The sequence below is a fragment of the Nocardia cyriacigeorgica genome (genome assembly GCF_029868385.1).
In the GTDB taxonomy this organism is placed as follows: domain Bacteria; phylum Actinomycetota; class Actinomycetes; order Mycobacteriales; family Mycobacteriaceae; genus Nocardia; species Nocardia cyriacigeorgica_F.
On record NZ_JARWNX010000022.1, the window covers coordinates 1 to 13,985 of the forward strand.

Here is a 13,985-nt window from a genome sequence, read left to right on the forward strand (position 1 = left end):
CCGAGCCGAGATCGTCCACTACGGCACCGTCGCCGCCATCGACCCCGACTCGTGCGAAGTCCATATCGCCGCCGAATCCCTGGACTGGGCGGCCTTCTGCCTCGTCTCGATCGGAGCACCGTTCACCGTGCACGGACCACCCGAAGCGACCGACCTCATGAAAGATTGGGGATCCAGGCTCCTCGCCGCCACGGCGTGAACGCCCAGACCCTGCGCTACTACGAACGACGCGGACTGCTCCCAGAACCGACCCGCACACCGGGCGGGCACCGCCTCTACCCGCAGGCCTCGGTCACCGTGCTACGGGTGATCAAGGCCGCCCAGCGGCTCGGGTTCACCCTCGACGAGGTCGCCGACATGCTCACCGGCACCCGAGTGGGTTCGGCCCGCCGCGCCGACGCCGGGCTGCGGGCCCGCGTCACCGACAAGCTCGCCGAGGTCGACACGAAGCTCGCCGAACTCACCGAGGTCCGCGACACCCTGCGCGCGGCCTTGGCCGCCGGGTGCGACGACCTGCTGGTGTGCAGCGATGCACCGAGCTGCCCGGTACCGTCCGACACCGTCGAGGCCACCTCGGCGAACCACACCGGAGGCCGCCGTGACTGCTGAGACGAGGACGCGGCACTGGTGGCCTCGATCAGCACCGGCGCGCTGCTGTGCCGCTGCTTGGCACCCCTGCTCATCACTGCGGGAATCCTGGCAGTAGAATGCTACTGATCAGCCTGTCGTGGCTCGACGCCCTCGGGTTCGTGCTCATCGGCATCGGTGTTGTGGGCCTGATATGGAGCCAGCGGCGCTCCCGGCACTCGCGCTGCGCCGTGGCCTCGGACACCGACAGCTCGTGGGCCGGTACCGGGTGCGGGTGCACCGTCGCGTCCACCACCGCGTGAATCCGGGCAATTAGGATCGCCCACCGTGACTGTTCTGCGCTCGATCCTGCTGTTCGTCCTCGCCGCCGTCGCCGAAATCGGCGGCGCCTGGCTGGTATGGCAAGGCGTGCGCGAACACCGCGGTTGGGCCTGGATCGGCGCCGGGGTGATCGCCCTCGGCATCTACGGATTTGTCGCCACTCTGCAACCCGACGCCAACTTCGGCCGGATCCTCGCCGCCTACGGCGGGGTGTTCGTGGCGGGATCGCTGCTGTGGGGCATGGCGTTGGACGGATTCCGACCAGACCGCTGGGACGTCACCGGCGCGATCGTGTGCCTGGTCGGCGTCGCGATCATCATGTACGCGCCCCGCCACGCCTGACGCGACGGCCGAGCACCGGCCGGCTCCACGCTGGCCGGGCCTGCCCGTCAGTGCAGTCCGCCGCCGGTACGGCGGTGCGCCGAATGTTGCATCCGGCGCAATTCCGCCCGTTTCTCGGCTGGGTCAGCACCGGCACCGCGATCGGATCGTCAGCGGGTAGCCGCTTGACAGCAGTGGGAACCTTTGCCAGTGGTACTGCGCTGGCGGGAGTTCGAGCAGCTAGTCGCATATCGTCGGCAAGGTGTCGCGGCACGCTCGGCGATCAGCGTGCTCGGCGTGATGAACGGCCCCGACCTGCTCACCGTGCGCTCGCCATCTGGGTGCTCGACGACGCAACGGTCGGGACAGCGTTCGGGCGGTCGAACGGCTGGTGGCGGTCGGGCCATGCCGTCGGCTGGTTCCGGCGGCATCGGGAGCGCGCACACCATGCGTACGAACTCCTCGCGCGGCGTGCACGGAATGTCCGGCGCCCGCGATGATGTTGGTCGGAGGGTGAAGGTATTGATCGTGTACGCGCATCCCGAGCCGAATTCGCTGACCGGTGCGCTGAAAGATGTTGCCGTAGCACAACTGCGCGCCGACGGGCACGAGGTGAGGGTCACCGACCTCTATGCCATGGGCTGGAAGGCCCACGCCGACACCGACGATTTCGGCGCCGTCGCCGAACAGAACTTCATGCTGGCCTCGGGCGAGGCGTATGCGAACGGCACGCTGTCCCCGGAGATCCGGGCCGAACAGGACAAACTGTTGTGGGCCGACGCGGTGCTGCTGCATTTCCCGCTGTGGTGGTTCTCCATGCCCGCGATCCTGAAGGGTTGGGTCGATCGGGTGTTCACCTGCGGATTCGCCTATGGGGCCGGTGGTACGGCGATACCGCGCTACGGCGACGGCATGTTGGCCGGCCGGCGTGCCATGCTCGTGGTCGCCATCGGCGGTAAGGAACCGTCGTATTCCGATCGAGGCATCAACGGCCCGATCGATGATCTGCTGTTCCCCATCCAGCACGGGATCCTCTACTACCCGGGCATGGATGTGTTGCCGCCGTTCGTGGTGCACGGCGCGCTGCGGGTCGATGACGAACGCTTCGGCGCGATCGCCGCTGACCTGCGGGAACGGCTGTCGAAACTCGAACAGACCGAACCCATCCGATACCGGCGGCAGGGCGGCGGCGACTACGATCGCGGTCTGCGGCTCGAGCCGGGCCGGGAGGATCCGGGGGCGACCGGGTTCGGTCTGCATGTCGCACAGTGATTCCGGTCATGTTCGGCGGGGTGCTCGCGCTGCGCTGCGTCGGGCGTACGGCTAGCGTGGTCGAGATCGCTAACGTACCGGGGGTGAGGCCGCTCACCCCTGCCCGATGGAGGGGAAACCTTGCGCGTCCTGCTAGTCGCCAGTGCTTTCAACAGCCTCACCCAGCGAGTTCACACCGAACTGCGCGACCGCGGGCACAAGGTCGGGGTCGAGCTGGCACTCGGTGACGATCTGCTGCGGGCGCGGGTGGCCCACTTCCGGCCCGACCTGATCGTGGCGCCGATGCTCACCGCGGCCATCCCGGAAGACATCTGGACCGAACACACGGTTCTGATCGTGCATCCGGGCCCCAAGGGCGATCGCGGACCGTCCTCGCTGGACTGGGCCATCGCGACGGGCGCGGCCGAATGGGGCGTGACGGTGTTGCAGGCGGTGGCGGAGATGGACGCTGGCCCGATCTGGGCCTCGGTGTCGTTCCCGGTAGCCGACTGCGGCAAGAGCGAGCTGTATCGCAACGAGGTGTCCGATGCCGCCGTCGAGGCGGTGCTGCTGGCCGTCCAGCGGTTCGCCGACGGCGGGTTCGAACCCGAACCGTTGGACTACGGCCGGCCGGACGTGCGGGGGCAGCTGCGCCCCTACCACTCCCAGCAGTACCGCCGGATCGACTGGTCCACCGACAGCACCGTCGAGATCCTGCGCCGACTGCGCGCGGCCGATTCACAACCGGGTGTGCTGGACGAACTGTACGGCCGGGAGTATTTCGTGCACGGCGGGCACAACGAGGACCAGCTGCGCGGAACCCCCGGCGAGCTGATCGCCACCCGCGACGGTGCGGTCTGCCGGGCCACCGTGGACGGTGCGGTCTGGCTGCCACAACTGCGGCCACGCCGGGTACCCGGCGGTCCGGCGACGTTCAAACGGCCCGCCGTCGACGCGCTCGGCGCCGAGGTGACCGCCGCGATCCCGGAGGTGCCGGTGACCCCGGCCGAGGCGGCCGTGCGCGATACCTGGTCGGAGTTGCGCTACCGCGAGGACGGTGCGGTGGGCTATCTCGAGTTCGCCTACACCGGCGGTGCGATGAGCACCGGCCAGTGCCAGCGGCTGCTGACCGCCTATCGGCAGGCGTGCGCCCGGCCGACCGGTGTGCTCGTGCTCGGTCCCGCCCGTGACTTCTTCTCCAATGGCATCCACCTCAATGTCATCGAGGCGGCCGACGATCCGGCGCTGGAGTCCTGGCACAACATCAACGCGATGAACGACCTGGTCGAGGCGATCCTGACGACCACGGACAAGCTGGTCATCTCCGCGCTGGCCGGTAATGCCGCAGCCGGTGGCGTGATGCTGGCCCTGGCCGCCGATGAGGTGTGGTGCCGGGAATCGGTGGTGCTCAACCCGCACTACCGGCTGATGGGGCTCTACGGTTCGGAGTACTGGACCTACTCGTTGCCGCGCCGGGTCGGCGAGACCGAAGCCGGACGGCTGACCCGCGAGACCCTCCCGGTCGGCGCGAAGGCCGCCGCACGGATCGGCCTGGTGGATCGGGCGGCGCCCGGTGGTACCGGCGCCTTCGGTGAATGGGTGCGTCGCGAGGCCGCGCTACTGGCCGATTCACCCGAGCTGGAGGGCCGGTTGGTGGCCAAGAAGCAGCGCCGCGAAGCGGATGAGACACGCAAACCGCTGGCCGAATACCGGGCCGAGGAACTGACCGAGATGCGCCGGAACTTCTACGCCGAGGGCGAGCCGTACCATCGCCTGCGGCGCGAGTTCGTCTACGGTGTCGTCCCCGACGCGACGCCGACCTACCTGCTCGGATGACCGGGACGGCCGCCGGATGGCGCAGTGGAGACATCAATTGGCGGCTCCCAGCGCATCCATGATGAACTTCCCATCTTGAAATCCTCATTTCGGTGGTTCGTACACTCGTGCACCCGATCGCGGATCGGAAATCGACTAGCTACATCGGAGTAGACGTGCATCTCGAGCACTTCAGCAATGGGTGGGTGACGCCCACCCTGGCCTACCTCATGTCGTTCATCGGGTCGGTACTCGGCCTACGGTGCGCGGCGCACGCCCGCACCGCGAAATCGCCCGCCGGATGGCTGGTCGCGGCCGCCGTCGCGCTCGGCGGCGCGGGTATCTGGGTCATGCACTTCACGGCGATGCTCGGGTTCGCCATCGACAGTGTCGACATCCGCTACGACGTGCCGTTGACCTTGTTCAGCGCCGCCATCGCCGTGGTCGTGGTGCTGATCGGGCTGGCGATCGTGGTGCGTGGGCATCGGGAGGCGGTCGCACTTCCGCTCGGCGGTGCGATCACCGGGTTCGGGGTCGCCGCCATGCACTACCTCGGTATGGCCGCGATGAACACCGGCACCGCGATGGAGTACGACGCCGGTCTGGTCGCCCTGTCCATCGTGATCGCGGTGGTCGCCGCGACTGCCGCGTTCTGGTTCATGGTGCACGTACGTGGCTGGGCCAACACCGTCGGCGCGGCCGTGATCATGGGTCTCGCGGTCTGCGGTATGCACTACACCGGCATGATGGCGTTGAGCGCGGACCACGGCAACCACACCGGAACACCGGAGGGTATCGCGCCGGTGGAGCTGCTCACCCCGCTCATCACGACCGTCGCGCTGGTCGTCGTCGGTCTGGTCGTGCTGGTCGGCGTGGCCGAACTGGAGGTCCGCAGCATCGCCGCCGCCACCGTCCTCGAACCCGAACACCGGGAAACCGCCACCCTGGCCAGCACCGATCCGGCCACTCTCGCCACCAGCGGTCGGCAGTGGCCGCGGCAGATGGTCGACAACTGACCGACCCGGTCGATCAGGGCAGCGGTCGCGCATCGCGTTGACCGAGCAGCGCCGCGATCACCCCGGACTCCTGGGATTGGCCGTGGATCATCGAGCGGGCGGTTTCCTTGACCGGCCCCGATTCGATGAGCTGATCGGCCGCCTGCGCCATGGCCACACCGCCCTGATGGTGGCGCAGCATGAGCTGGAGGAACAGGATCTCGGCGTCGCGACCGCGCGCGGCGGACAGGGCGTCGAGTTCGGCCGTGGTCGCCATACCCGGCATGGCGTGGCCGGACGGATCGTGGGCGGCGGTCGCGCCGTGCTGATGACCGGGCTCGGCGGCTTCGTGCATCCATGCCATCGGCCGTGGCGACAACGGCGACGCGTTGGCCAACCGCAGCCAGCCGAGCATGGCGCCGATCTCGAGGCGCTGGGTGTCGGCGAGCTGCTGAGCCAGCCGCACCACGCCCGGATCGACCGCAGGATCGAGCCGCTGCACCATGATCAACGCCTGCTGATGGTGGGCGGTCATATCCTGTACGAAGCCGATCTCCACCGCGTCGAGCACGGGTTCGGCCGGTCGATCGTCGTCGATGAACAGCGGCCGCAGCGCCGCGCCGAGCACCAGCAGCAACACCGCGACCGCCGCGTATCCGGCGATCCGCATTCCGCGCGGCATGCTCATGACCCGACGATCGAGGACTGGTTCGGCGGCGGCGTGTAGACGCCGTTGTTCAGCTCGAGCACCATGAATCCGTTGTCCGAACACGCCACATACAGCTGATTGCCGCGCCATTCCGGCGGTGAGAAGCACCAGTCGGTGGAGACATCACCGAAGGCGAGGCGTCCGGTGCGCGGGGTCAGCGCGTCCATCGGATCGAACTCGCCTTCGAGGACCGCGCGCACCGCACTCGGCGCACTCATCAAGGGGACACCGATGATCGACGCCAGCGCATGCGGTGAATTCCACAGCTCCAGATTGCGACCGGTGCGGGCGGGCGGGTTGAAGTAGGCGATCTCGTGGATATTGCCCGGATCGCGCACATCGAAGACCCGGATGCCCGAGGAGATCCAGCCGCAGGCGAGCGCGGTGGGGTTGTCCTGCCGGTCGGCGGCGCAGTAGTGCGATTCGTAGGCAAAGGCCGAACCGCCCATCGATGACCCGATATTGCTGTCGAGGTGCTGCGGCAGATTGATCTCCAGTTTGAGCTTGGCCGCCACCTTCGGTGCGGTGTCATCGGAGATATCGATCAGCTTGACCCCGCCGGAGCCGCCCTCGTCGACGGTGTACAGGTACGGTTTGCCGTCGTAGCTGACCGGGACGCTGTGCTGGGTGGCCCAGCCGTCGGTCCAGAACACCCGGCCGATGTGGTGCACCTGTGGATTCGGGTCGCGCCGCTGGACCGCGCTGATATCGAGCACGGTGAATCCGCCGAGCGCGGAGATGTACATGCGGTTGCCGTCGGGACTGACGCCGAAACCGTGTGCCTCGATACCGGTCAGACCCTGCCAGACGACGTGTGGATTCGCCGGGTCGGTGAGGTCGACGGCGCTGACGAAACCGGGTGCGATACCCGAGGCCCAATAGGTGCGGCCGTCGGGGGAGAAGCCGCCCTCATGCGTCGTGATCGGCAGCGGCATGGCCAGATTCGTGCCGGGGCCCGGGTTCAGCAGACGCGGATGCGCGCAATCGGAGATGTCGTACACCGAGAGGTAGCCGACGCCGGTCCCGACCGGAACCCCGGTCCCGACGAGCAGTTTGCGCTCCTTGTTGACCTTCAGGCTCTCCCAGGTGCCCGCGAGCATCGCCGGTTCGGTGAGGTTGGCCGTCGGGCGCGGGTTCGCCGGATCGGAGACGTCGAGCACCTGCACGCCGCGGCCTTCGCCAAGGAGGTTGCCCGGGAAGAACGAACCCATATAGGCACAGTGTTCGAAACTGGTGGAGGTGATGCCCGCGCCGCGCCCGGCGAACTGCCCGATCATCGACATATTGCACCGGTACCCCTGAGTGCTGCGTCCGCTGTCGCGATCGGCGGCCGGAACATCGCCCTGTAGACCGGGTTCGGGCATGGAGCCGGGGCCGCAGTCGGCTCGCGGCACCGAGGTGCGGCCCACGTCGAGGAATTCACGGACCCCATTGGCGATATCGGATTGCAGATCGGCCGATGCGCCCGCTGGCAGCATCATCGTGGCGATCAATGCGACAGCGGCCAGGGCGAACGGCCTTGTCCGGCGCAGCTTCAACGGACGCCTCATCGCATCCCCCAACTTCCTTCGTCTCCGGTCACCGCCGACCTGTCGTCGTCTCAGACACTGGGGTCGGTGTTACTGAACGGAGCTTAATAGGGGTGTCGTGTGTCGGGAGTGTTTTCGTGGAATTGTCGTGGGTCACCCCTCGGTTCGAGGTGGTGGAACTGCTCTGACCACGCGAAATATCGCAAGGCGGGGATGGTTACGGCATTTGTGGAGCATCGCGCGACGGTCGGTCGATGCGTCCGGGCTATCAGTGCAGGTGGTGCGAGCTGTCTGGGTCGTGAGCCACGCGCGCCGAGCTTTTCAGTGTTGCCTGTGCTCGACAGCGGTGGTCAGCGCGGTGGCGCCGGGGCCGCGTCGAGCAACTCTTCGCACGCCCGCAGCAGCCGTGCCCGCAACGGTGTCGCTCGTTCGGCGAGGTCGGATTGGGTGCGCGCGTACTCGGCGCGTCCGGCCGGGGTTTCGATGGGTACGGGTTGGTAGCCGTAGTCGGTGAGGTCGTAGGGGCTCGCGCGCATGTCGAGTTCTCTGGCGGCGCAGGCCAGTTCGAAACAGTCGGTCAGCAGGTCCGAACTGATCAGCGGGACCAGTTTGAAGCCCCATTTGTACAGATCCATATTCGCGTGCAGGCAGCCCGGCTGTTCGCGCAGCGGTTGGTCGTCGCGGGTGAGTACTTGGGTATTGCGGCCGACGGCGTCGGGGGTGAAGAAGCGGTAGGCGTCGAAATGGGTGCAGCGCAACGACATCGACTCGACCACCGCATCGGTGCCCGAGCGGCCCAGCCGCAGCGGAACCGCATGGCGCACCTCCTCGGAGCGATACACCATCGCCCATTCGTGCAGGCCGAAGCACGACAGCTGCGCGGGCCGCGTCGCGGTGGCGCGCAGCAGCCGCGCCACGAACTCGACGGTGTCGCGGCGCTTCATCAGAAAAGCCGGATCGGCAGTCGTGACGATCATCGAATCGTCCCCGGTGCGTCGGTGATAACCGCGCGCCCCGTCGTATTCGGTCGCCTCCGCCAGCCCCACCCCGAAGCCCGGATGCCAACGGCGCAGCTGCGCAGGCTTGTGGCCGTAGTAGGTGAACAAGAAATCGATGACCGGATGCGTCGAACCCGCCGCCCTGCGCTCCAGGTACGGGCCGATCAGCTCGTCGATATGCGCGCGGTGGGCCTGGGCCCGATCCCGCCACTCGACCAGCGGTAATACTCGCAGGTCAAGGGGGTGATCCAAGGTGTCGCGCGTGCTCACCCCGCTATTGTCCCGCACCGGTCAGGTCCGCGTTCTCGCGACAGTGCCGTTGCCGATATGGATGCGCCGGCCGCGGGGCGATCGGGCGGGCGGCCTCTCGGCGGTCTGACCCGGGCGAGGTCTACGTGCCGGCCTGTAAGAGCAGGTCGGGATTGGTGGGCAGCTCGGGCAGCGGGGCGGAGCTGAGGCGTTGCGCGGACCGCTTGTTCATGCCGAACATGCGGAGAGCCCGATAGGTCATCTCGTCGGCGAGTGCGGCCGCATCCGCGTCGGGATCGGCGTCGAGCAGTTGGAGCAGTCCGAGCAGGGTTCCGCCCGCCGCCATGATGGCCAGATCGGGATCCATCGGTTCGAATCGCCCGGCTTCCTGGGCGGCGATGATGTCTTGGCGCGCGCTGGGTGCGAGTCCCTGGTCGCGCAGCATGACTCCCATGCCCGAATGGAGGACGACACGCACCATCTCCGGAAGCTGGCGTTGCAGCCGACCGGTGAGCCGGAAGCTGACCGCGAAGATCTCCGCGGGGTCGTCGTAGCGGGCCACGACGTGGTCGCGCATCTCGTTGTAGACCTTCAATGCGGACTGCACGGCCTCGTCGAAGAGCTGTTCTTTGGAATCGAAATGGTTGTAGAAGGAGCCGAAACCGACGTCCGCGGCGTCGGTGATCTCCTTGATGCTCACCGACGACTGGCCTTCGGACAGGAACTTCCGCGCCGCGCCGAGCAGTGCGTTGCGCGTGCGTTCCTTGCGGCGATCGGTACGCGTGGGCGCGGTCTGTTCGGCTGTCATCTGCCCTCCACCTCGAGTTGCCGCAAGAATCATAACTGATCGTACATTCAGTTCCGATTCTGACGCAGATGGGTGACCTTGGCGCCCAAGGTCTGCGAGTCCGCCGCGCCAGGCGACGCGATCACGACGCGTATCGCACGGTGGTGCGTTGGGTGCCGAGATCGATGGCCCGTCGTCGGTGTCGATGCGAGCCGCACCCGCGTCGGTGCGTAGCCACCGGTCGATACTGGTTGGATGACTCTGTCAACTATGAGGAAGTCGTCATTGGTGCGAGATCGGGGGATCAACAGTCGGACGCCCGGCCGATGATGAATGAGAACTGCCGGGCACGCGGAGAGCGGCTGCGCGCCCGGCGACGGTCGATCATCGAGGTCAGCCCGCGTTGATCGCTGCTGCCAATCGGGGAAGCTGACGCAGCGGGGCGTGGTGCTCGACTTCCATCCGCTGATCGGCATCGAAGATATCGCTGAGTCCGGGAGCGGGGTCATGGGTTCCGGTCTGCGGCAGAGTGGTCGCACTGAACGGCCAGTCGGAGCCGAAGACGATATGGTCTCGAGTCGTCACGGCCGAAACCGCGGACATCGCGGCACCGGATCCGCTCAGTGCGGTGTCGTAGAAGAAGCGCGAGATCTGCGTCTTCGCATCGAGCAGGGACGGTTTGCCCAGGCCCTGCGGCCAGTTCTCGCCGACTGCTGTCTCGGAGGCGACGCCGACCCGCCAGGACAGGAAGGGCAGGGTGCCGCCCGCGTGGGAGAGCTGGAACCGGATGTTGGGGTAGCGCTGGGTGACGCCGGTCAGCATCATCATCGTCGCGGCCCGGGTCGTGTCGAAGGTGTACTCGATGAGGAAGTCGGGCAGGGGCAAGGTCGGCTTGGCGTCGTCCGGGATCGCGGCGGGGTGCACGAAAACGTAGGCATTGCGCTGGTTCAGCGCGATCATCAAGGGCTCGTAGAGCGGGTCGCCCAGGTAGACGCCCTTGTAGGCGGACAGCAGAACGATGCCGTCGGCGTGGAGGACGTCGAGGGCGTAGATCGCCTCGGCGACCGAGGCGGCGATGTCGGGCATGGGGAGAACCGCGAACGAGCCGAAGCGGGTGGGGTACTTCTTGGTGAGCCCGGCGACATAGTCGTTGCAGTAGCGGGCCATGTCGTTGGCTTCCTTGCCTGGTGACAGGAAGCCGACCCCCGGGTCGGAGACCGACAGGGCCTGGGCCTGGATGCCGTAGTAGTCCATGAACTCCATCGCCGACTCGGGCGACCACTGGGGTGTGGGGTAGCCGCCGACGGTCACGTGCCCGTGCGACAGCAGTGCCGCCCGGTAGTCCGGCGGCAGCACGTGCGTGTGCAGGTCGATGCGGTAGGTGCCGCTCGGCGCGGGCTGCTGGGCGCGGGCTGTGCCGACTGCGCCGAACTGGGGCGACGCGCCGAGGGGAAGTGCCGCGGCCGCGGCTACACCGAGCGTGCCTGCGGCAGCTCCCCCCCAGCATGCGGCGCCGGCTCATGCCAGCGCGCGACGGGGTACCGGATTCGTTCACGGGAGGTCCTTCCTTTCGGTTGGTTCAGTCGCATCGCGGACCCGCGCTCGGCCGAGGCGGCATGGTCGGAGTCCGCTGGAGCGGACGGCGCATCGTGGGGAGTGCTCGGTGGAGTCGATCGAGCGAAGCGATGCGCAGTCGCTGATGAAAGTATCAGACCCGATCTGATTGTTCGCTGCGCCGACGGCCTGCGTGTGCGACGACACAGCAAATGCCTATATTCATCATATATGATGATTTCATCAATTATTCCCGCTGTTGCGTCATTCCCCTGGACCGCTTCTTTCGGATCGGCTGGGGAAGTCTGGAGAAGAGTGAATGAAGCTTCACGAATTGGACTCCGTTGTTCGCGACGACGTCCCCGTCCGGAACGTGCGGGGCCGAATCGCGCGTGGCGCCACGCGTGTGCTCGTTGTTGCGCTCGTGCTGGCGACGATCGGGATCGCATCGGCTGAGCTGTATCTGCGGAACCGGATCGAGGGTTGCCTGGCTACAGATCTGCGCGACGACCTCGGTTCCTCGGTGGATGTGGACCTCGGTCCCCGGCCCGTCGTACTGAGTCTGATCGACCGGCGGCTCCCGGAGCTGACGGTCGACAGCGACGACGCGCAGTTCGGTCCGGCTGTCGGTATGACGGTTCATGCCACGCTGCGTCAGGTCTCGATGGGGGAAGGTGGAGGTTCGGCCTCCGTGGGCGGCTCCGAGGCGCGCGTCGATTGGGATGTCGACGCGATCGGGCGGACGTTGCACGGCCTGGCCGGTGATGTCAGGACGTCGGCCGTCGACGGCACGGTCGATGTCACGGGAGTCGTCGGTGTGGTGTCGGTGCGGCTGCGACCCTATGTCGAAGGCGGGATCGTTCGCGTCGAGATCGTCTCTTCTCGCGGTGTCTCCCCGCAGTTGGCGGCGGAGATCGCCGACCTGCTCTCGCGGAGTCTCGGCGGCTATCCGTTGGGACTTCGCCCGGAATCTGTGACCGTGACCGATTCGGGAATCGGGGTCGAACTCCGTGGTGGGAGTTCTGAGCTTCCAGGGCGTGGCGATACATGCTGATTGTTTCATCAGAAACGCTTGACCTGTGAACAGTCGCTGGTCGATGATCGACACGGTGGGTAGCGACGAGGTTGCCGAGCTGTAAGGAGCGGTTCCATGGCGATTACCGGTAAGGCTGTGGCGATGTGGCTCCGCCCCGGCGCAGTTGTCGCGGTGCTCGCCGCATTGCTGGCGACCATGTATCTGGGATACATCGTCGACCCCGAGAAGAACCTGCATGACTTCCCGGTCGGGCTGGTCAACCTCGACGTCGGCGACATGGTCGGCGGCCAACACGTCAACGTGGGCGACCAGATCGCGTCCTCGATGGTTCAGCAGATCCCCGACGACAAGGTGGAGCTGCGGGAGATGGGCCTGCCGGAGCTGCATCGGGCAATGCTCAACGGCACGATCTACGGCGCCGTCGTCATCCCCAGCGACTTCACCAAGCGTGTCTCGATTCTGGGTGCGGCCAGTGTTGTGCCCGGTGATGTCGAGCGGCCCGTCATCACTGTCGAAACGAACCCGGCCGCCGGCGCCTACGCGACGCAGATTCTCCTGCGCATCACCACCGAGGCGACGGACGCGGCCAACCGGGAAGTCGGTGCCCAGCTGCTCGACCGGGTCCAAGGCGAACTCCGGTCGGACTCAGGTGCTCCCGCTACCGAACTCTCCGGCGTGAGCCGCCTCGCCCTTGCCGAACCGATATCGGTGGTGGTGCCGTTCCGCACTCTTCCCGACGGCGCCGGAGGGGGATTGTCGGCGTTCTTCTACACCTTGCTGTTGCTGCTCGCAGGGTTCACCGGCGCGATGATCATCCATACGATGGTGGATTCATCGCTGGGATTCGCGCCGACCGAATACGGGCCCTGGTACATCCATTACCCCGCCGACACCGATCTCGCGCGTGCGGACACTGCTGCTCAAATGGGGCATCCTGCTGGCCGTCGCGCCGGTGGTGTCAGGCATATACCTGGCAGTCGCGACACTGCTCGGGATGTCGATCCAGCGTGCGCCGATGCTGTTCCTCTACGGGGTACTCGCGATTGTGGCCGTCGGGGTCACCGCGCTGTCGATCCTGGCGATCTTCGGCGCGGCCGGCCTGCTCGTCAACCTCATCGTTTTCATTGTCCTCGGCCTGCCCTCCGCGGGAGGAACCGTGCCGATCGAGGCAACGCCGCGGGCCATGGAGTGGCTGTCGACCTTCGAACCGATGCACCAGATCTTCATCGCGGTCCGGGCGATCCTCTACTACAACGCCCGCGCGAACTCGGGCCTGGCGCAAGGGGTGTGGATGGCCCTGCTCGGTCTGCTGATCGGCCTGGTCATCGGCCTGGTCGCGACCAGCTTCTACGACCGGAAGGGACTGGAACGCCGTTCCGTCTCGACAGCCGGAACCCGGTGAGCGTCGATCGGCGCCGATTCGGGGTCGGAAGGCGGCTTCGGCGGGTTCCATGATCGCGACGTCGAGATGACCGCATGGCAGCGCTGAGTCACGGCAGAACGGCTCTGATGAAGTAGCCGCGACCGCGGGCCACGGTTGCCCGGATGTGATCGGCGATGTGTGCCGTGTGCGGTCGGGTGGGTCCGATCACACTCTTGTGAGCACTGCGTCAAATTTGACTATTTCATCAATAGAATGCCCTCCGTGGAGGGATCGGAGACGCGGTGGTGTTCGGCTGCGCGGAACGTGTGCGCCCACCGCGCGATGCAGGACGAGATGGATCGCCAGACCGCGAACCGTGTCCTACTCCTCGGGTGAGAGCTGCCCACCGCTCGGTTCTGATTCTTTCATCAAAAAACCTTGACAGGGAAACGATCGAAAGTGATGATAT

The 13,985-nt window shown here is 66.8% G+C and carries 12 protein-coding genes and 2 pseudogenes; 9 read left to right on the forward strand and 5 right to left on the reverse strand.

Going from position 1 to position 13,985, the window contains the following annotated elements:
• The 6 genes and pseudogenes from QH168_RS02535 to QH168_RS02560 form a co-directional block, all read left to right on the forward strand.
• Positions 1 to 199 (forward strand): annotated as a pseudogene (locus QH168_RS02535) (hypothetical protein); the annotation flags it as partial.
• Positions 196 to 609, forward strand: a complete 414-nt coding sequence (locus tag QH168_RS02540; protein WP_280232743.1) for a MerR family transcriptional regulator — start codon at positions 196 to 198, stop codon at positions 607 to 609. The pseudogene QH168_RS02535 and the gene QH168_RS02540, both read left to right, overlap by 4 nt.
• 306 nt (positions 610 to 915) lie before the next feature.
• Positions 916 to 1,251: a YnfA family protein gene (locus QH168_RS02545; RefSeq protein WP_280232744.1), complete on the forward strand. Its 336-nt coding sequence runs from the start codon at positions 916 to 918 to the stop codon at positions 1,249 to 1,251.
• A gap of 492 nt (positions 1,252 to 1,743) precedes the next feature.
• Complete coding sequence (locus tag QH168_RS02550; protein ID WP_280232745.1) at positions 1,744 to 2,502, forward strand: NAD(P)H-dependent oxidoreductase; 759 nt, start codon at positions 1,744 to 1,746, stop codon at positions 2,500 to 2,502.
• Positions 2,503 to 2,622: 120 nt separating this feature from the next.
• Complete coding sequence (locus tag QH168_RS02555) at positions 2,623 to 4,317, forward strand: hydrogenase maturation protein (protein ID WP_280232746.1); 1,695 nt, start codon at positions 2,623 to 2,625, stop codon at positions 4,315 to 4,317.
• 155 nt (positions 4,318 to 4,472) lie between these two features.
• Positions 4,473 to 5,312: an MHYT domain-containing protein gene (locus tag QH168_RS02560; protein WP_280232747.1), complete on the forward strand. Its 840-nt coding sequence runs from the start codon at positions 4,473 to 4,475 to the stop codon at positions 5,310 to 5,312.
• Positions 5,313 to 5,325: 13 nt separating this feature from the next.
• Here QH168_RS02560 and QH168_RS02565 read toward each other — a convergent pair whose 3' ends face one another.
• The 5 genes from QH168_RS02565 to QH168_RS02585 all read right to left on the reverse strand — a co-directional run bounded on the left by QH168_RS02565 (position 5,326) and on the right by QH168_RS02585 (position 10,919).
• Positions 5,326 to 5,979: a DUF305 domain-containing protein gene (locus tag QH168_RS02565; protein ID WP_280232748.1), complete on the reverse strand. Its 654-nt coding sequence runs from the start codon at positions 5,977 to 5,979 to the stop codon at positions 5,326 to 5,328.
• The gene (locus tag QH168_RS02570) at positions 5,976 to 7,550 is read right to left on the reverse strand and encodes an LVIVD repeat-containing protein (RefSeq protein WP_280232749.1); all 1,575 of its coding nucleotides are present in this window, start codon (positions 7,548 to 7,550) and stop codon (positions 5,976 to 5,978) included. The genes QH168_RS02565 and QH168_RS02570 overlap by 4 nt, the downstream gene beginning before the upstream one ends.
• A gap of 329 nt (positions 7,551 to 7,879) precedes the next feature.
• Entirely contained in the window at positions 7,880 to 8,761 is an 882-nt protein-coding gene (locus tag QH168_RS02575) for a 3-methyladenine DNA glycosylase (RefSeq protein ID WP_432421024.1), read from the reverse strand.
• A 157-nt stretch (positions 8,762 to 8,918) separates the two neighbouring features.
• Positions 8,919 to 9,584, reverse strand: coding sequence for a TetR/AcrR family transcriptional regulator (locus QH168_RS02580; RefSeq protein ID WP_280232750.1), 666 nt, complete (start codon positions 9,582 to 9,584; stop codon positions 8,919 to 8,921).
• A 372-nt stretch (positions 9,585 to 9,956) separates the two neighbouring features.
• Positions 9,957 to 10,919 (reverse strand): amidohydrolase family protein, encoded by a 963-nt coding sequence (locus QH168_RS02585; RefSeq protein ID WP_432421019.1) that lies wholly within the window; start codon positions 10,917 to 10,919, stop codon positions 9,957 to 9,959.
• 517 nt (positions 10,920 to 11,436) lie between these two features.
• Between QH168_RS02585 and QH168_RS27575 the strand changes: the two genes are divergently transcribed.
• The 3 genes and pseudogenes from QH168_RS27575 to QH168_RS02595 all read left to right on the forward strand — a co-directional run bounded on the left by QH168_RS27575 (position 11,437) and on the right by QH168_RS02595 (position 13,555).
• Complete coding sequence (locus QH168_RS27575) at positions 11,437 to 12,171, forward strand: LmeA family phospholipid-binding protein (protein WP_432421020.1); 735 nt, start codon at positions 11,437 to 11,439, stop codon at positions 12,169 to 12,171.
• 177 nt (positions 12,172 to 12,348) lie between these two features.
• A pseudogene (locus tag QH168_RS02590) lies at positions 12,349 to 12,918 on the forward strand (YhgE/Pip domain-containing protein); the annotation flags it as partial.
• Between the two features lie 139 nt (positions 12,919 to 13,057).
• Positions 13,058 to 13,555 (forward strand): DUF3533 domain-containing protein, encoded by a 498-nt coding sequence (locus QH168_RS02595; protein WP_280232751.1) that lies wholly within the window; start codon positions 13,058 to 13,060, stop codon positions 13,553 to 13,555.
• The last annotated feature ends 430 nt before the right edge of the window (positions 13,556 to 13,985 follow it).